The sequence below is a fragment of the Arthrobacter woluwensis genome (assembly GCF_030816155.1).
GTDB classification, from domain to species: Bacteria; Actinomycetota; Actinomycetes; order Actinomycetales; family Micrococcaceae; genus Arthrobacter_E; species Arthrobacter_E woluwensis_A.
The window spans coordinates 422,304-439,909 of the sequence record NZ_JAUSXR010000001.1 but is presented as its reverse complement, the minus strand read 5'-3'; the positions used below and the strand labels follow the sequence as shown (position 1 = coordinate 439,909).

General features: G+C 68.7%; 17 protein-coding genes and 1 pseudogene. 6 read left to right on the top strand and 12 right to left on the bottom strand.

What is annotated here, in order from left to right; translation table 11 throughout:
- Positions 1–155 precede the first annotated feature (155 nt).
- Positions 156–2,761: pseudogene (gene glgP, locus QFZ52_RS02045) on the top strand (alpha-glucan family phosphorylase).
- A 142-nt stretch (positions 2,762–2,903) separates the two neighbouring features.
- Here the strand turns inward: glgP and QFZ52_RS02040 are convergent.
- From QFZ52_RS02040 to ispD, 7 genes are all read right to left on the bottom strand, one after another.
- Positions 2,904–3,239 carry a barstar family protein gene (locus QFZ52_RS02040; RefSeq protein WP_307495963.1) on the bottom strand — a complete coding sequence of 112 codons (336 nt, stop codon included), beginning with the start codon at positions 3,237–3,239 and terminating at the stop codon, positions 2,904–2,906.
- Complete coding sequence (locus QFZ52_RS02035) at positions 3,236–3,691, bottom strand: ribonuclease domain-containing protein (RefSeq protein WP_307495962.1); 456 nt, start codon at positions 3,689–3,691, stop codon at positions 3,236–3,238. Before QFZ52_RS02035 ends, QFZ52_RS02040 begins: the two co-directional genes overlap by 4 nt.
- A 23-nt stretch (positions 3,692–3,714) precedes the next feature.
- Positions 3,715–5,847 (bottom strand): glycogen debranching protein GlgX, encoded by a 2,133-nt coding sequence (gene glgX / locus QFZ52_RS02030; RefSeq protein WP_307495960.1) that lies wholly within the window; start codon positions 5,845–5,847, stop codon positions 3,715–3,717.
- Between the two features lie 7 nt (positions 5,848–5,854).
- Positions 5,855–6,850 (bottom strand): 23S rRNA (guanosine(2251)-2'-O)-methyltransferase RlmB, encoded by a 996-nt coding sequence (rlmB, locus tag QFZ52_RS02025; protein WP_307495959.1) that lies wholly within the window; start codon positions 6,848–6,850, stop codon positions 5,855–5,857.
- Between the two features lie 55 nt (positions 6,851–6,905).
- Positions 6,906–8,366 (bottom strand): cysteine--tRNA ligase, encoded by a 1,461-nt coding sequence (cysS, locus tag QFZ52_RS02020; RefSeq protein ID WP_307495958.1) that lies wholly within the window; start codon positions 8,364–8,366, stop codon positions 6,906–6,908.
- A 66-nt stretch (positions 8,367–8,432) separates the two neighbouring features.
- Positions 8,433–8,930, bottom strand: coding sequence for a 2-C-methyl-D-erythritol 2,4-cyclodiphosphate synthase (gene ispF, locus QFZ52_RS02015; protein WP_307495957.1), 498 nt, complete (start codon positions 8,928–8,930; stop codon positions 8,433–8,435).
- Complete coding sequence (ispD, locus tag QFZ52_RS02010) at positions 8,927–9,712, bottom strand: 2-C-methyl-D-erythritol 4-phosphate cytidylyltransferase (RefSeq protein ID WP_307495956.1); 786 nt, start codon at positions 9,710–9,712, stop codon at positions 8,927–8,929. The genes ispF and ispD overlap by 4 nt, the downstream gene beginning before the upstream one ends.
- Before the next feature lie 82 nt (positions 9,713–9,794).
- Between ispD and QFZ52_RS02005 the strand changes: the two genes are divergently transcribed.
- Entirely contained in the window at positions 9,795–10,478 is a 684-nt protein-coding gene (locus tag QFZ52_RS02005; RefSeq protein WP_307495955.1) for a VOC family protein, read from the top strand.
- A 137-nt stretch (positions 10,479–10,615) separates the two neighbouring features.
- Here QFZ52_RS02005 and QFZ52_RS02000 read toward each other — a convergent pair whose 3' ends face one another.
- Complete coding sequence (locus QFZ52_RS02000) at positions 10,616–11,113, bottom strand: CarD family transcriptional regulator (protein WP_066214979.1); 498 nt, start codon at positions 11,111–11,113, stop codon at positions 10,616–10,618.
- 258 nt (positions 11,114–11,371) lie between these two features.
- Here QFZ52_RS02000 and QFZ52_RS01995 point away from each other — a divergent pair, with 258 nt between their 5' ends.
- On the top strand, positions 11,372–11,947 hold the full coding sequence (locus QFZ52_RS01995) for a hypothetical protein (protein ID WP_307495954.1): 576 nt from the start codon (positions 11,372–11,374) through the stop codon (positions 11,945–11,947).
- A gap of 221 nt (positions 11,948–12,168) precedes the next feature.
- Positions 12,169–12,441 (top strand): hypothetical protein, encoded by a 273-nt coding sequence (locus QFZ52_RS01990; protein ID WP_307495953.1) that lies wholly within the window; start codon positions 12,169–12,171, stop codon positions 12,439–12,441.
- Positions 12,442–12,580: 139 nt separating this feature from the next.
- Here the strand turns inward: QFZ52_RS01990 and QFZ52_RS01985 are convergent, their stop codons facing one another.
- The gene (locus tag QFZ52_RS01985; protein ID WP_066214974.1) at positions 12,581–13,261 is read right to left on the bottom strand and encodes a response regulator transcription factor; all 681 of its coding nucleotides are present in this window, start codon (positions 13,259–13,261) and stop codon (positions 12,581–12,583) included.
- The gene (locus QFZ52_RS01980) at positions 13,258–14,487 is read right to left on the bottom strand and encodes a sensor histidine kinase (RefSeq protein WP_307498626.1); all 1,230 of its coding nucleotides are present in this window, start codon (positions 14,485–14,487) and stop codon (positions 13,258–13,260) included. The genes QFZ52_RS01985 and QFZ52_RS01980 overlap by 4 nt, the downstream gene beginning before the upstream one ends.
- Before the next feature lie 208 nt (positions 14,488–14,695).
- Between QFZ52_RS01980 and phoU the strand changes: the two genes are divergently transcribed.
- The gene (gene phoU, locus QFZ52_RS01975) at positions 14,696–15,358 is read left to right on the top strand and encodes a phosphate signaling complex protein PhoU (protein WP_307495951.1); all 663 of its coding nucleotides are present in this window, start codon (positions 14,696–14,698) and stop codon (positions 15,356–15,358) included.
- A gap of 151 nt (positions 15,359–15,509) precedes the next feature.
- On the opposite strand, the gene QFZ52_RS01970 is transcribed toward phoU, so the two are convergent.
- Positions 15,510–16,256 carry a phosphoglyceromutase gene (locus QFZ52_RS01970; protein WP_307495950.1) on the bottom strand — a complete coding sequence of 249 codons (747 nt, stop codon included), beginning with the start codon at positions 16,254–16,256 and terminating at the stop codon, positions 15,510–15,512.
- 82 nt (positions 16,257–16,338) lie between these two features.
- Here QFZ52_RS01970 and QFZ52_RS01965 point away from each other — a divergent pair, with 82 nt between their 5' ends.
- Positions 16,339–17,172, top strand: a complete 834-nt coding sequence (locus tag QFZ52_RS01965; protein ID WP_307495948.1) for a class I SAM-dependent methyltransferase — start codon at positions 16,339–16,341, stop codon at positions 17,170–17,172.
- A gap of 103 nt (positions 17,173–17,275) precedes the next feature.
- Here the strand turns inward: QFZ52_RS01965 and QFZ52_RS01960 are convergent, their stop codons facing one another.
- Positions 17,276–17,599 carry a DUF2516 family protein gene (locus tag QFZ52_RS01960; RefSeq protein WP_307495947.1) on the bottom strand — a complete coding sequence of 108 codons (324 nt, stop codon included), beginning with the start codon at positions 17,597–17,599 and terminating at the stop codon, positions 17,276–17,278.
- Between the last annotated feature and the right edge of the window lie 7 nt (positions 17,600–17,606).

Sequence of the window (17,606 nt, the reverse complement as noted above, 5' to 3'; positions counted from 1 at the left end):
GGCGCTTCGTTTGGTGCTGCTCACACCCACGACGTTAGTCCGGACCAGGGCCGATTGCTAAGGGTCATTTGAAAGAAACCGCCGTCACGCGTCATTTACCAAAAAGAAACTTGCCCCTGTTCCGATGGTCGGATGACTCGGTTAGTGTGGCGCACGTGAAGGCCATCCGCAGATTCACCGTCAGAACCGTCCTGCCCGAACCGATCGCCCCACTGGCCCGCCTGGCGAACAATCTCCGCTGGTCCTGGCACCTTCCGACCCGCCGGCTCTTCGAAAGCCTGCATCCCGTGCTGTGGGACAAGAGCCGGCACGACCCCGTGGCGCTCCTGGGGGCCATCTCGGGCGAGGAGTTCCGGGCCATGGCGCGGGATGAGGACGTGGTGGCCCGCATCCGGACGGCCGCTGCGGATCTGGACCGCTATCTCACCGAACCGCGCTGGTACCAGAGCCTGAACGGCGACGCCCCCGAGCGCATCGCGTACTTCTCCCCCGAATTCGGCATCACCGAGGTGCTCCCGCAGTACTCGGGCGGCCTGGGCATCCTGGCCGGCGACCACCTCAAGTCGGCGTCCGACCTCGGCGTCCCCCTGGTGGGTGTCGGGCTGCTCTACCAGGCCGGGTATTTCAAGCAGTCCCTCTCCCGCGACGCCTGGCAGCAGGAGACCTACCCGGTGCTGGACCCGGACAACCTCCCTCTGACCCTCCTGCGGGAGGAGGACGGGACGCCCGTGACCGTCCGGCTTCCGCTCCCCCACGGACGGCAGCTGCTTGCGCAGATCTGGCGCGCCGAGGTGGGCCGCGTGCCGCTGCTCCTGCTGGACTCCAATGTGCCGGGGAACGACGACGCCGCGCGCGGCATCACGGATCGGCTCTACGGAGGCGGCGGGGACCACCGCCTCCAACAGGAACTGCTCCCTCGGCATGGGCGGCGTGAAGGCCCTGCGCGCCTACGCCCGCCTGACGGGCACCTCCGCGCCGGAGGTCTTCCACACGAATGAGGGCCACGCGGGATTCCTCGGCATCGAGCGCATCCAGGAGCTCATGACGGGCCAGGGTCTGAGCTGGGACGAGGCCCTGGCCGCGGGCCGGGCGTCGACGGTCTTCACCACCCACACCCCGGTGGCGGCGGGAATCGACCGCTTCGAACTGGCCCAGATCGAGCACTTCTTCCGGGCGGGCCTGGCCCCCGGAGTCCCCGTGGACAGGATCCTGGACCTCGGACGGGAGAGCTACGACGGCGGCGATCCCGGCAAGTTCAACATGGCCGTCATGGGTCTCCGACTGGCCCAGCGCGCCAACGGCGTCGCCAAGCTGCACGGCGAGGTCTCGCGCGGCATGTTCGCGGGCCTCTGGCCGGGGTTCGAGAAATCCGAAGTACCGATCGGCTCCGTCACGAACGGCGTGCACGTCCCCACCTGGGTGGACTCCAGCATCGGCACCTTGGCGCGGGACGCCTTCGGACCGGAGGCCGAGTCCCTGGGCCGCTGGGATCTGGCGTACAACGTGCCGGATGAGACGCTCTGGGCCCTGCGCCGGGAGCTGCGCGGCAAGCTGGTGGCGGATGTGCGGCGTCGCCTGCGGTCCTCCTGGAAGAAACGCGGCGCGGCCGATGCCGAACTCGGGTGGACGGACGGCGTGCTCGACCCCGACATCCTGACCGTCGGGTTCGCCCGTCGCGTGCCCACGTACAAGCGTCTGACCCTCATGCTGCGGGATCCGGAACGGCTCCGGCGGATCCTCCTGCACCCGGAGCATCCGGTGCAGCTCGTGATCGCGGGCAAGTCGCACCCGGCCGACGACGCGGGCAAGAAGATGATCCAGGACCTGGTGCACTTCACGGACGACCCCGAAGTCCGGCACCGGATCGTGTTCCTCCCCAACTACGACATCGCCATGGCCCGGACCCTCTTCCCCGGGCTGCGATGTCTGGCTCAACAACCCGCTGCGGCCCCTGGAGGCCTGCGGGACGTCGGGCATGAAGGCCGCCATCAACGGCTCGCTCAACCTCTCGGTGCTGGACGGCTGGTGGGACGAGATGTACGACGGCGAGAACGGCTGGGCGATCCCGACCGCGAACAACGGCGCGTCCCCCGAGGAACGGGACGACATCGAGGCGGCCGCCCTGTACGAGCTGCTCGAGACCCAGGTGGCTCCGCGCTTCTACGGCGCCGCGCTCTCCACCGATGCGGGCGCCGCCGGTCCCTCCTCGGCGGAGGAGGACGGGCTGCCGACCGCGTGGATCTCCATGATCAAGCACACCCTGGCCCACCTCGGCCCGGCGGTCTCCGCGGACCGCATGGTCAAGGACTACGTCTCGGGACTCTACACGCCCGCCGCGGTCTCCGGCCGGGACGCCGCGGAGGACGGCTACGCCCTCGCGAAGGACCTCGCCGCCTACGCACAGCGGGTCCGGGCCTCGTGGCCGAGTGTGCACGTGGAGCACGTCGACAGCAGCGGCGTGGGCGAATCACCCCAGATCGGGGACACCCTCACGGTGAACAGCTACGTGGCCCTCGACGGCCTGACGCCCGAGGAGGTCCGCGTGACGGCCGCCTACGGCAAGGCCGGCCATGACGACCGGATCAAGGACCCCCGCAGCGTGGATCTGGATCCCGCCGAGGACCTGGGCGGCGGCCGCTGGCTCTTCCGTGGCACGATACCGGTGGACCGCTCGGGCGCGTTCGGCTACACGGTGCGGATCTTCCCGCACCACGAGGGCCTGGCGAGCAGCGCGGAACTCGGCCTGGTCGTCAACGCGTAGCCGCGGGGCGGACGTGGCCCGGGGAGCAGGATCAGCTCCGCTTGCTATCCCCGCAGCGAGGTACTCGGCTTTCGCTGTGCAAGGGGCTGCGGGGGCCCCTTTACGCAAGCTTCCGCTGATCCCACTCCCCAGGCCGGGCCCCTCAGCCGAGGATGACGACGGCGAGGTGCGGGCTGCCCGCCTCCACCTCGCCGAGGATGCTCTCGACGGCGGCCGCGGTGCCGGCGTCGAGCGTCGCGGAGCGCTGCCACAGGAGAGCGGACGGCGAGCTGAGCGCGTCGGCCCAGTCCCCGAGGCAGTCGTTGAGCGCGTCCAGATTGCCCCCGAACCAGTCGGGGAACCCGAGTGCGGTGGCGAAGGCTGCCAGGGTGCCCGCCTTGTCCGCGGCGGCGGGGACGGTGAACGGCTCACGCCCGACGGCGAGACTCGCGTGCGCGAGTTCGCTCAGCGTGTGGCCGGCGGCCGAGTAGGTCCTCACTGGCCCTCCAGGATGAAGCGGAAGCTCTTGTAGTGGTCCGGGGTGTAGTACTTCTCGTGCTCCGACCCCACGATGATGCGCCGCTCCCCACGGTCCCGCGAACCCGGGGTCGGCACGGTGAACTCCTGGTAGTAGCCGCCGCGCTTCTTGGGCAGCACTCCTTCGAAGTTCTTGAAGTTGATCCCGTCCCGGTCGTACGGGTACGGGCCACCCTTCGCGATCAGCTCCAGCGTGCGACGGGCCTCCGCCGGCAGCGCGGACTCCTTCACGGTGTCCAGACTGCTCGGGTTCTTCACCCCCGGGCGCTGGGTCGCCGAGCTGCCGGGCGTGGCGTTCCCGCCGTCGCCGGCGAGCGGCTTGCTGCCCGATCCGCTGCCGCCGAGCCAGATCAGGCCCGCCACGACGGCGGCGAGGACGAGGCCGGCCAGGCTCAGGAGCGTTTTACGGTTCACGGGACCTCAGAGTCGGTAGATGTTCAGAGTCGGTAGATGTTCATGGAGAAGGCGTCCACCAGGTCCTTCTCCCCTTCCGCGCGACGGGTGCCTCGGCGTTCGTCATGGACGAGGGACGTGGACAGCCGGAGTTCGAACTTGGCGGTGTCCTCGGCAGCAGTGATGCCGAGCTCGGACAGCCGCGGCAGCACGATCTCCACATCGCTCGGGCCGCCGTTGATGACCACGAGACCGTCGACCTTGCCCTTGCGGGCCCCGAGCAGCAGCTGCACCAGGCGCTGGCCGGGGTTGTTCCAGTCCTCGCCGGACATGAACTCGCCGTCCTGGTTGAACCAGTGCAGATAGGAGTGCTCGTCCCGCTGGGGGTAGTCGAACGGCTGCGCCGCCATGAACTCGCGGCGGATCCGGATGGCCCGCTGCGTGGCCCGCAACATCTGCCGGCTCTCTCGCGTGGGCGTCCAGTCGATCCAGGTGATGGCGTTGTCCTGGTTGTACGCGTTGTTGTTGCCCTGCTGGGTGCGGCCCAGCTCGTCACCGGCCACGATCATGGGGACGCCCAGGGAGACCATGAGTGTCGTCATGAGGTTCCGGCTGGTCAGCGCGCGCTCGGCGAGGAGGGACTCCACCTCGGTGCGGCCTTCGTAGCCATGGTTGTAGCTGAAATTGCTGTCGTTGCCGTCCCGGTTGTTCTCACCGTTGGCCTCGTTGTGCTTCCGGTCGTAGGACACCAGGTCCCGCATCGTGAAGCCGTCGTGCGCGGTGATGAAGTTCAGGGATGCGAGCCGGTTGCGGCCGGACGGCGCGAAGAGCGACGCCGAGCCGGACACCACATCCGCCAGCGCGGAGACGCTCCGGCCCTGGTGACCGGCGTCGATCGCGCCGCGTTCCGTCAGCCAGAACGAGCGCACCGTGTCCCGGAACCGGTCGTTCCAGTCCACCCAGCCGAAGGGGAAGCGCCCCGTCTGCCAGGAGTCGCCCTGACCCACATCCCACGGCTCGGAGATGAGCTTGACCTCGTGGAACACCGGGTCCGCGGCCAGCGCCACAAGGAAGGGGTGCTTGGGGTCGAACTGGTTGTTCTCGTCCCGGCACAGCGTGGTGGCCAGGTCGAAACGGAAGCCGTCCACGTGGTAGTCCTGCACCCAGTGACGCAGGGAGTCCAGCACGAGCTGCACCACGCGCGGTTCGCCGAAGTTGAGGGAGTTCCCGCAGCCGGTGGTGTCGTAGTAGTTCCCGTTGCCGTCGTGCCGGTAGTAGGTCCCGTCGCCGAGTCCCCGGAAGCTCTGCGCGGGCAGGTCCTTGCCGCCCTCGGCCGTGTGGTTGTACACGACGTCGAGGATGACCTCGATGCCGGCCGCGTGCAGGAGCTTGACCATGCCCTTGAACTCGTCCTGGACCGCGCCGGGGCCCGCGGCACGGGCCGCCTCCGTGGCGTAGTCCGGGTGCGGCGCGAAGAAGGACGCCGTGTTGTAGCCCCAGTAGTTCGTCAGTCCGACGTTCTCCAGATGGGCCTCGTCGAGGTGGAAGTGCACCGGGAGCAGTTCCACGGCGGTCACGCCGAGTTCCTTCAGGTAATCCACCATGACCGGGTTCGCCAGGCCGGCGTACGTGCCGCGGAGCTCCTCGGGGATGTCCGGGTGCAGCTTCGTCAGGCCGCGGACGTGGGCCTCGTAGACCACGGTGTCCCGCCACGGGGTGTTCGGGCGCCGGTCGGCGCCCCAGTCGAAGTCCTGGTGCATCCGCATCGACACGAGCGAGCCGTCGACGACGTCCACGCCCCGTCCGTAGGGGTCCAGCAGCAGGCCGGAGGGCACGCTGGAGTGCGGCGCGCCGTCGTCGTCGCGTCGCATGAGGAGGCTGCCCGTCAGACGAGCGGCCGTCTCCGGCCCGAGGAACCCGTACCGGGTGCCCAGCGGGAACCGCGGCACGAGGCCGTGGTGGACCCCGCCGCTCTTCTCCGTCAGGCGCGTCCGGTGCCACTGGCCGTCCTGGCCGAGGTGGTGGACGTCGACGGCGGTCAGCCCGGGGGCGAACACCGCCACGTTGACGGTGTCAGGGGCGTACTGGTCGGCCTGACGGGCCGGGGTCACGCCCAGGGGGAACGGCCGGGAGGCCGTCACCACGAATTCCAGGGGCATGGTGATGGGATTGCTCATGGGACTGTCAGGGGTGGGATCGGCGCCGGGAGACTTCGTACAGGGAGATGGCGACGGCCATGCCTGCGTTGAGGGACTCCATGGCGGAGTCGATCGGCACGGAGACGATCTGGTCGCAGTGCTCGCGGACTAGACGGCTCAGACCCTTGCCCTCCGAACCGACCACGAGGCAGATCGGCTCGGTGGCCAGTTCGAGGTCGGGCAACGAGACTTCGCCGTCGCCGTCCAGGCCGAGCACGAAGATGCCCATCTCCTGGAACGCCTTCAGGGTGTTGTTCAGGTTGCCGGCCCGGGCCACGGGGACACGAGTCGCCGCTCCCGCACTGGTCTTCCAGGCGGCCGCCGTCATGCCCGCGGCACGGCGCTCCGGCACCACGACGCCGTGACCGCTGAAGGCGGAGACGGAGCGGATGATGGCGCCGAGGTTGCGGGGATCAGTGATGCCGTCCAGCGCGACGAAAAGCGGCGGGTTGGCGATGTGGCCCTTGCGCCATGCTTCGATGGTCTCTTCGGCGAGATCGTAGGGATCCGCGTAGTCGTACGGAGGCACCTGCAGAGCGAGGCCCTGGTGGACGGCATCTTCGGTGAGGCGGTCCAGTTCCGGCTTGCCGGCTTCGAGAATCGGCACACCGCGCTCGGCCGCGAGCTTCAGGACTTCCTTGACGCGGTCATCGACGTCGATGCGGATGGCCACGTAGAGCGTCTTGGCGGGGATGCCCGCGCGCAACGCCTCGACCACGGAGTTGCGGCCGGTCACGAATTCTTCGGTGGCACGGCCCTTGGGACCGCTGGCACGACGCGGGGCACGGTTGTCTCCCCCGGCGCGCTTGGCCGCCGCGCGCTCGGCGAGGACCTTGTTCTTGTGCGCCTTGTGATAGGTGCGGTCCTCCGCCTTGGGCGTGGGGCCCTTGCCTTCGAGCGACTTGCGGCCATGGCCCCCAGTACCCACGGAGGCGCCCTTCTTGTGCTTACGGACAGCGCCGGAACGGCCGATCTTGGCCATGATTCACCTCTGCAGTAGTGTTGCGGACCTGCACCATTTTACGGTTCAACTCGTGTCAGTCCTGACGCAGGCTCCAGGAAGCCCCCTGAGGACCGTCTTCCACGACCACCCCGGCCCCCGCCAGACCGTCCCGGATGGCATCCGAAGCGGCCCAGTCCTTCGCCGCGCGAGCCGCGGCCCGGGCCTCGAGCTGGGCCCTCACCAACGCGTCGAGCGCTTCCAGCGCTGGCCCCTCGGCTTTGCCCGTGGACGCGACGTCGTCCAGTCCCAGGACCCGCGTCATGCTCAGCACCGAGTCCAGCGCGCTCCGGACCGTGTCGGCATCCCCCGCGGCGAGGGCGGCATTGCCGGCCCGGACGGTCTCATGCAGCACGGCGAGAGCCTGCGGCACATTGAGATCGTCATCCATGGCCTTCGCGAAGTCCTCCGGCACCCCGCCGTAGCTGAAGTGACCGAACGTCCCGTTCCCCTGCGACTGCGAGCGGAGCGCGCGGCTGATGAAGCCGTCGATGCGCTCGACGGCGGACGCGGCCTCCGCGAGCGAGCCCGGGTTGTAGTCGAGCACCGAACGGTACTGCGCCTGGCCCAGGTAGTAGCGCACCACGCGGGGACTCGCCTGGGAGAGCATCTCCTCCGGGCTGACCGTGTTGCCGATCGACTTGGACATCTTCTCGCCCTGGTACGTGACCATGCCGTTGTGCATCCAGAAGTTCGCGAAGCCGTCGCCCGCCGCGGTGGACTGGGCCAGTTCGTTCTCGTGGTGCGGGAAGCGCAGGTCCAGGCCGCCGCCGTGGATGTCGAAGCGAGGGCCGAGGTACTTGGTGACCATGGCCGAGCATTCCAGGTGCCATCCCGGGCGTCCGCGGCCCCAGGGTGAATCCCAGGCGGCGGTCTCGGGGTCGCCCGCCTTGTGGCCCTTCCACAGCGCGAAGTCGCGGGGGTCGCGCTTGCCGCGCGGGTCGGCGTCGGTGGCGGCCTGCATGTCATCGATCCGCTGATGCGTCAGTGAGCCGTATTCGGGCCAGGAGCGGACGTCGAAGTAGACGTCGCCGGAGCCGTCCGGGGCCGCGTAGGCGTGGCCGCGGTCGATCAGCCGGGCGATGAGCGCGTGCATCTCCGGGATGTGGCCCGTGGCGCGCGGCTCGTAGCTCGGCGCGGACACGCCCAGCGTCTCGTACGCGGTGCGGAACGCCTGCTCGTAGCGGTAGGCGATAGCCCACCAGGGCTCCTTGGCCGGGCGGTCGCCGTCCGGGACGAAACCGTCCTCGAAGGATTCGGCGGACTTGGCGAGGATCTTGTCGTCGATGTCCGTGACATTGCGGACGACGGTCACCACGAAGCCCCGGTAGCGGAGCCAGCGGGTGAGCTGGTCGAAGGCGATCGCCGAACGGACGTGGCCCACGTGGGGCAGGCCCTGGACGGTGGCGCCGCAGTAATACAGGCTCGCCTTGCCGGGCTCGAGCGGCTGGAATTCGCGGACCTGGGCTGAGGCCGTGTCATAGAAACGCAGTGTCACCTGCCAAAGCCTATGCCCTGGGGTCCGTCGCCGCCATTTCCCGCGGGACGGAGCTCAGAGACGACCTCAGACCCCGTCCGCCGGGACCGGGTAGACGAGTGCCGTCGCCACCGCGGTGAGCCCTTCACCGCGGCCGAGGAAACCGAGCCCGTCCGTGGTGGTGGCGGAGACGCTGACGGGCGCTCCGGCGGCCTCCGTCAGCACCGCTTCCGCTTCGAGCCGCCGGGGCGAGAACTTGGGGCGGTTCCCCAGCAGCTGCACGGCGATGTTGCCGATCCCGAATCCCGCCTCCCGCACGATCCGTGCGGCCTCGGTGAGCAGCCGGACGCCCGAGGCGCCGGCGAACTCGGGGCGGCCCGTGCCGAAATGCGTGCCGAGATCGCCGAGACCGGCCGCGGAGAAGAGCGCGTCGGCGGCGGCGTGGGCCACCACGTCCGCGTCGGAGTGCCCGTCCAGGCCCCTCTCGCCCGGCCAGTGGAGCCCTGCGAGCCAGAGCGGCCGGGGAGCGTCTTCGGGGGCGTAGGCGTGAGCGTCGACGCCGACGCCCGTGCGCGGGATGATCATGCCTCCCCCACCCAGCGTCCGGCGAGCGGTCCTTCGAGCAGGCCTTCGGCGAGGATCAGGTCCACGGCCGTGGTGATCTTGAGCGAGTAGCTGGAACCGGCCACCACGTGGACCGGGATGCCGCGGGACTCGAGCAGCATGGCGTCGTCGGTGATGGCGGCCGCCTGCCGGTCATCGAGATACTGTGCGTCCTCGTGCGCGGCCCGCAGCGCGGCCAGGCTGAAGCCCTGCGGAGTCTGGACGGCGCGCAGCGTCTCCCGTGCGATGTTGCCGGTGACGAGTTCGGGGGCGATCTCCGCATCCGCGCCATGCCCGGCGTGCACCTGCTTGATGGTGTCCACCACGGGGATGGCGGGGATGACCGCCCGGGCGCCCGCCCGCAGGGCGTCGGCCACCCGCTGGAACACCTGGACCGGGACGAGCGGACGGGCCGCGTCGTGCACCAGGACGTGCTCGACGCCGTCCAGCGCCGTGAGTGCCCGCGCCACAGAATCCGAGCGGGTCGCACCGCCCTCCACGACGGTGAGGCTCCACGGCGCCGCCGGGTGCTCGGCGCGGAAGGTCTCCACGACCTCCCGCAGCGCGTCGCCGTCGCCGGCGTCCGCGGAAGGCAGCGCGACCACGATCGCGTCCGCGACACCCGCGGCCACCACACCCGACAGGGCGTGCCGCAGAATCGGTTCGTCACCCAGGAGTACCTGGGCCTTGGGGATGCCGAATCCCAGGCGCTGCCCGGAGCCGGCCGCCAGGACCACCACCCCGAGCCGTGAAACAGAAGTCATAGAGCCAGCGTAGTCGCGGCGGCGGCACCCGGCGCCAGCGTGCGTTTGACCTCAACCATGGTTGAGGCGGTTGGCTGGCGTCATGCGGATCATCTCAGTGGCCTTCAACACCTCCGACCTCAGGCGCGCGGAGACCTTCTACGGGCAGCTCCTCGGGCTCCCGGTCCACCGCGAGGACGACGGGCTGGTCGTCCAGATCGGCAGCTCAGCGCTGGTGCTCCACGAGGGTCCCACGGGGCCGGGCCGACAGCACCTCGCGTGGACCATCCCTCGCGGGCAGCTCGCCAGCGCCAAGCATTGGCTCAGTTCGCGGGTCACACTGCTCCGGAACGCCGAGGGCCAGGACGAATTCGACATGCCGACGACGTGGAACGCCCGGTCGCTCTACTTCGCGGATCCTGACCGGAACATCCTGGAACTCATCGTCCGGCGCGACATCCCCGACGACCGGGACCACCCCTTCACGGCGGCCGACATCCAGAACATCAGCGAGGCCGGGGTGCCGGTCGCTGACGTGGCGAGCACCGCGGACGGGATCCGTGCGGCTTTCGGGATCCCCGACTATGGCAGCGGATCGGCGTCGTTCCAGCCTCTCGGCACCGTGCACGGGATGCTCATCCTCGTGACTCCCGGCCGGGCCTGGTTCCCGACCGGCGAGCCCAGCGGAACGTCACGGCTCGAGGTCGCGATCGAGGCGGACCAGGACGGGCGGTTCACCCCCGCGCCAGGGATCGTGTTCACGTCCCGGCGCGGAACGGGCTCCTGACACCATCACAGGGCCCGGAACGGCAAGGGGCAGGAAACAGCGAAAGGCGCTGAACAGCGAAAGGCCCGTCCGGTGCGGATGCACCAAACGGGCCTTTCGGAAAACCGGGCCTTTCGGAAAGACCGCGGCGGGGAGTACTAGGAAGCCTTCACGTCCGAGGCGAGAACCTCGTCCAGAACGTTCGCAGCGTGCTCCTCATCCGTCTTCTCTGCCAGGGCCAGCTCGGAGATGAGGATCTGACGCGCCTTCGACAGCATCCGCTTCTCCCCCGCGGACAGGCCGCGGTCCTGGTCACGACGCCAGAGATCGCGCACGACCTCGGCGACCTTGATCACGTCACCGGAAGCCAGCTTCTCCAGATTCGCCTTGTAACGGCGGGACCAGTTGGTGGGTTCTTCGGTGAACTCGGCACGGAGTACGTCGAAGACGTGCTCCAGGCCTTCCTTGCCCACGACATCCCGAACGCCCACCAGATCGACGTTCTCGGCGGGAACCTCAATGGTGAGGTCGCCCTGGGCTACGCGGAGCTTGAGGTACATCTTCTCAACGCCCTTGATGGTGCGCATCTTGATCTCTTCAATCTTCGCTGCGCCGTGGTGAGGGTAAACAACCGTCTCGCCGACTTCAAAAACCATGTGGATTATCCCCTTTCCCGGCTTCCAGTTTACCACGTGTGAGCGCGGCAACTTCCCGGGCCGGATGCCTCTCTTCCTTGAAATATCAAGGATCCAGGCCCGATCACAGGTTCGTCACGTGACTTGACGGACCGGCAAAAAGGTGCATCCGAGTCACCATGTAACGGGGCCCGGACCCCGATGAACCCGGCCGGGTCCCATTTGCCGATAAACTGTCAGCAAAGAGCTCTCATTCACTCGTGCAAGGAGTTACGTAAAGTGCGTTCCACTGCCCCCCAGACCGTCAAGCCCGGCAAGCGCGCCCTGGCCGCCGCAGCGTTGGGCCTCGGACTCCTCGCAGCCACCACCGCCTGCTCCGCCACCTCGCCCCAGCAGACCGCCCACCAGTACGCGGCATCGGACGGCGTGAACGCCCAGTTCGGTGACATCAAGGTCCGCAACGCCATGATCGTCAGCGACGGCGAGAAGAACCCGGGCCGACTGCTCGGCAGCATCTTCAACGGCAGCAAGCAGGACGTCACGGTGACGGTGAACGGCGCCGAGGGCTCCCAGACCCAGGTCCGCGTCAAGGCGAACGACGAAGTCTCCCTCAACGAGAAGAGCGACGCCGCCATCCTCAGCACCACGGGTGGCGCTCCCGGCTCCCTCGTCAGCGTGACCTTCTCCGGCGCGGGCAAGACGGACGACGTGAAGGTCCCCGTCCTGGACGGCACCATCAAGGAGTACAAGCAGTACCTGCCGACTCCGAAGGCCACCCCGGGCGCCTCCACCACGGCCGAGCCCACCACCTCCGCCACTCCGGAGACCACCGCCACCACCGAGGGCGGACACTGACCTCCAGCCGGATTCTCGGCCCGCACGACGACGGCGCGGCCCCGCCGCGGTGACATGCTCACCGCTCCGGGGACCGCGCCGTCGTCGTTCCCGGGGACGCCTGTGAGCAATCACACAGCCCTGCCGACCGTCCAACAGGTGAAGACGGGACAGGGGGTGCGGAAGAATGGAGATGCGGCTCGAGCCGCCCCTTCCCTGGAATTTTCTGTCAGAGGACGACTATGACCATTTTGAACCTGGTCCAGCCGCGGTCCATCAGCCGCCAGCTGGCACGCCTCGACACCCCCGGCCGCTTCTTCGGCGCCTACCTTCTGGTGCTGGCCATCCTGGCCGCGCTCATGGTCGGCCTCGGAGCGCTCGGCGGAGTGGCTCTGAACCTCGGCGTCACCGCCGTCTTCATGCTGCTTCTCGCGGAGCTCGTTCTGACGGTGGCCTTCCTGGCCGCCGCCCTGGGCGGGCCCCTCTACTGGAGCTCGCAGCGGCGCGGCCGCTGAGGCACCACCGGAGCACGTCAGGCACCACTGACGCTGAAGGAGCGGACCCTGAGGGTCCGCTCCTTCAGCGTTGTCGCGTCACCGCTTCTCCGTCACCCGCCCCACGTCGTCCGAGGCCTGGTCAACAGGACCTTGCGGCTCACGGCTCGAACTTGTAGCCCAGCCCTCGGACGGTCACCAGGTACCGGGGGGCGGAGGGGTCCGGCTCGATCTTGCTGCGCAGGCGCTTGACGTGCACGTCGAGGGTCTTGGTGTCGCCCACGTAGTCGGAGCCCCACACCCGGTCGATCAGCTGGCCACGGGTCAGCACACGGCCGGAGTTCCGCAGGAGCATCTCCAGCAGCTCGAATTCCTTGAGCGGCAGGGAGACCTGCTCACCGCCGACACTGACCACGTGCCGTTCGATGTCCATGCGCACCGGGCCCGCCTGGACCGTGGTGGTGATGAGCTCCTCCGGCTCGCCCTGGCGGCGCAGGACGGCCCGTACGCGGGCCACCAGCTCACGCGAGGAGTAGGGCTTGGTGACGTAGTCGTCCGCGCCCAGCTCCAGGCCCACCACCTTGTCGATCTCGGAATCCTTGGCCGTCAGCATGATGACCGGCACGGAGGAGCGCTGGCGGAGCTGCCGGCACACCTCGGTGCCGGACTGGCCGGGCAGCTGGAGGTCCAGCAGCACCAGGTCCGCGCCGTTCCGGTCGAATTCGGTGATCGCGTCGAGGCCGTTGTCCACGACCTCCACCTCGAAGCCCTCCTTGCCGAGCAGGTAGGACAACGGGTCGCTGAAGGACTCTTCGTCCTCCACAATCAGAATGCGGCTCACGCCTGGACTCCTTCGTGATGAGCGCTGCTTTGATGAGCATTGCGGTGGCCGGTCCTCCCGGCCTCATGGGCTTCTTCCGGGCTCCCCTGATCCTCGGAGGACTCGCGGCCCTCCATCTCGGGAAGGCGGACGGTGAACGTGGATCCCTGGCCCGGCTGGGACCAGACGGACACTTCGCCACCGTGGTTGGACACGACGTGCTTGACGATGCTGAGCCCCAGCCCGGTGCCGCCGGTGGCGCGGGAGCGGGCGGCATCCACCCGGTAGAACCGTTCGAAGACGCGTTCCTGGTCCTCCGGGGAGATGCCATCGCCCTGATCGGTGACCGAGACCGCGATGAGACCTTCCCGGGAGCGGATGCCGATACCCACCCGGGTGTTCTCCGGCGAGTACCGGATGGCGTTGTCGATGAGGTTGCGGAAAGCCGTGGTCAGCAGGTCCGGATCGCCGAAGACGCGGGCGTCCGTGCCCGCGCTGCCGACCACGAGGGTGATGTTCTTGCTCTCCGCAGGAAGTTTGGACCGGTCCACGGCGTCGGCGATCACGTGGTTGATGTCCACCACGGTGCCCTGCAGCGCGATGTTCGCACCCTGCAGCCGGGACAGTTCGATGATGTCCTGCACCAGGTCCGCGAGCCGCGACGCCTCCTTGTGCATCCGCTTGGCGAAGCGGCGCACGGCCACCTCGTCATCCGAGGAGTCCTCGAGCGCCTCGGCCAGGAGCGAGATGGCTCCCACGGGGGTCTTCAGCTCATGGGAGACGTTCGCGACGAAGTCGTTGCGGATCTCCTCGGTGCGGGTGATCTCCGTGCGGTCATCGGCGAGCAGCAGCACATACTCGTCCCCGAGGACGGCGGCGCGCACCTGCACGATGATGGAGCCGGCGCCGAGCGGGCCGCGGGGCAGCTCGAATTCGCCTTCCAGGACGACGCCGTCGCGCCGCACTTTGGCGGTCATCTCCAGCAGCTGATGGTGCACCACGGTGTGGCCGCGCACCAGGCCGTAGGCGTAGGCCGCCGGGCTGGCGCGGACCACTCCGTCGATGTCGTCCACGATCACGAAGGCCCGGCCCAGGACGCTCAGGACTTCGGCGGCGCCTTCCGGGAGCTGCGCCTCGTCCAGCTCGTCATCCACCAGGGTGCGCTGATGTTCACTCGCACGGAACGCGAGGACACCGAAGACACCGAGGCACAAGCCGACAAGGCCCGCGACGACGCCGATGAGCAGAGGATCCACATCCCCAGCTTACGGTCCGGCATGACGGCATCAGGCCAGATTGCGGGGAGGAGCAGGCCGGTTCAACTAACGTTCACTTTCAGGACGTGCACTATTCACGGCCTGCTGACACTGTAAGTAGCTGGACCACCAGCGTGTTGGGGGCGCTCCCCGGACGGGGCGTCACTGCGGCACGCAGCCATACGAAAGGACGCCGTCAGTGCGCAAGGCTTTCCAGGATGAGCTCGCCCAGGTGGGCGATGAGCTCGTTGAAATCTCCAAATTGGTGGCGATCGCCATCAAGAACGCCACGCAGGCCTTCGAAACCGCTGACGTGGACCTCGCCCAGGACGTGATCGCTGCGGACGCCCGCATCGACTTCCTGCAGAACGCCCTCGATGAGAAGGCCATCGACATCCTGGCCCTCCAGGGTCCCGTCGCGAGCGACCTGCGCATGATCGTCAGCTCCCTGCGCATGAGCGCCTCCCTCGAGCGCATGGGCGATCTCGCCCGTCACATCGCCCAGCTCACGCGTCTCCGGTACCCCGCGCAGGTCATCCCGGAGTCCCTGCAGACCACGTTCCGGACCTTCGCCGAGCTGGACATCCAGATCGCGAACAAGGTGGCCGAACTCCTCGAGACCCACGACCTGAACGTGGCCCGCCAGATCGTCCGCCTCAACCTCGAGGTGGACGAGCTGCACGCCGGCGTCTTCCAGGCCGTCGCCGCCGCCGACTGGACCGGCAACGCCTCCACCTCGGTGGACGTGGCCCTGGCCAGCCGCTACTTCGAGCGCTTCGCCGACCACGGCGTCTCCGTCGCCCGCAAGGTCAGCTACCTCGTCAACGGCGAGTGGCAGCCGGAGGAGATCGGCGGCGCCTGACGCTGACTCGGACACGACGACGGCGGGGTGATCACTTGGGTGACCACCCCGCCGTCGTTCTGTGCGGAGTCATCTGTGCGCAGTCAGGGATGCGACCGGGCTGCGTCCAAGGGAGGAACGACCGAGCAGCCGGCGGATCCCTGACGAAGCCTTATTTCTTGCCTTGGTTCGCGACGGCCTGGATCGAGGCCGCGGCGGCCTCGGGATCCAGGTAGCGGCCGCCCGGGGTGATCGGGGCGAAGTTCTCGTCCAGTTCGTAGACGAGCGGGATGCCGGTGGGGATGTTCAGGCCGGCGATGTCGTCATCCGAGATGCCGTCGAGGTGCTTCACGAGGGCGCGCAGGGAGTTGCCGTGGGCCGTGACCAGGACGGTCTTGCCGGCCTTGAGGTCCGCCTTGATGTCGGACTCCCAGTACGGCAGCAGACGGACCAGCACGTCCTTGAGGCATTCGGTGCGCGGCACGGCGTCGCCGAGGTCGGCGTACCGCGGGTCACCCACCTGGGAGAACTCGGAGTCGTCGGCCAGGGGCGGCGGCGGGGTGTCGTAGCTGCGGCGCCATTCCATGAACTGCTCCTCGCCGAACTCGGCGAGGGTCTGGGCCTTGTCCTTGCCCTGCAGGGCGCCGTAGTGGCGCTCGTTCAGACGCCAGTCGCGCTTGACGTCGATCCAGCCGCGGTCGGCTTCCGCCAGAGCGATGTTCGCCGTGTTGATGGCGCGCTTGAGGCGGGAGGTGTGGAGGACGTCCGGCAGGACGTCGTTCTCCACGAGCAGCTCACCGCCGCGGGCGGCCTCGGCCCGGCCCTGATCGTTGAGGTCCACATCCACCCAACCGGTGAAGAGGTTCTTGGCATTCCATTCGCTGTGACCATGGCGCAGCAGGATCAAGGTGTACGTCATGGTTCAATCCTAGCCAGCCGCGGAGGCACCCGGTCGTTTGCGTCTTAACGTCACCGTCCGTGACCACGCCTACCATGGGACGGTGGTCCAGAAATCCGAACGTCTCCGCGCCCCCGGCCGCGCCGTGGGCAGGACCGGGAGACCTCTGGGCAATGTCACCCGCGGAACCACCAATCCCAACCGGATGCGCCGCGTCGACCGGTGGATCACCGGCACGCAGGCCTGGCGGTTCCGGGGGGCTGACGCCCCCTTGGCCGTGGACCTCGGCTACGGGGCGAGCCCGCGCACCGCGATCGAACTGTTCGAACGACTCCGCACGGTGGCGCCCGGTTTCCGGCTCACCGGGGTGGAGATCGAGCCGGGCCGCGTGGCCCGGGCTCTGGAAGAGGCACGGCCGGGTCTGGACTTCCGCCTGGGTGGTTTCGAACTCCCGGTGAACGAGCCGCCGGCGCTGGTGCGGGCCTTCAACGTCCTGCGGCAGTACGACGAGGGCGACGTCGCGGCCATCTGGGACACCCTGCGTTCCCGGCTGGCCCCGGGTGGGCTCGTGGTGGAGGGGACCTGCGACGAACTGGGCAGAACCGCCTCCTGGGTGGCGCTCGACGGCGACGGCCCCCTCAGCCTTCATCTTTCGGTGCACTTCGGCTCGCTGGAGCTGCCGTCGCAGACCGCCGAAAGGCTCCCGAAGGCGCTCATCCACCGGAACGTCCCCGGCGAACGCATTCACACCTTCCTGAATGCCGCGGATCAGGCCTGGCTCGCGGCGGCACCGCTGGCCAGTTTCGGGAAGAGGCAGCGCTGGATGAGGATGTGCGAGGCCCTGCGGGAAGCGGGCTGGCCCCTTCTCGACGGGCCCCACAGATTCCGGCTGGGTGAACTGTCCGTCGCGTGGGACGCCGTGGCGCCCGGGGCCTGAAGCGCAGGGCGTGACGGGCGGGGCGTGACGCCCGGAGCCCCTCAGGCCGGACTCACCAGCGGGCTGGCTTCACCCGCTGACCGGCTTCACCAGCGGGCCGGGCTCACCAGTTGTTGTAGCCCCCGCTGCGGAGATCCTTGATGGCGGGGCGGACGTCAGCGAGGTAGACGCAGGACGCGGTCACGGCGACGAGAGCGAACAGGCCCAGACCGCCCGACCTGGAGAGGACGGACAGCAGGCCGACTGCGGCGGCAGCCCCGGTGACGGCGAGCCAGAATCCCTTGCTGCGCTTCATGGCGGCCTCGAAGTCCCCGGGCTTCCGGATCAGGGCGTCGATGAAGGCCCAGGCTTCCAGCCCGAAGGCCACCAGGCCCATCACGAAGTAGACGGCCATGGTGGCATAGGAGATCAACAACTGTCCGCTCACGGTTCCA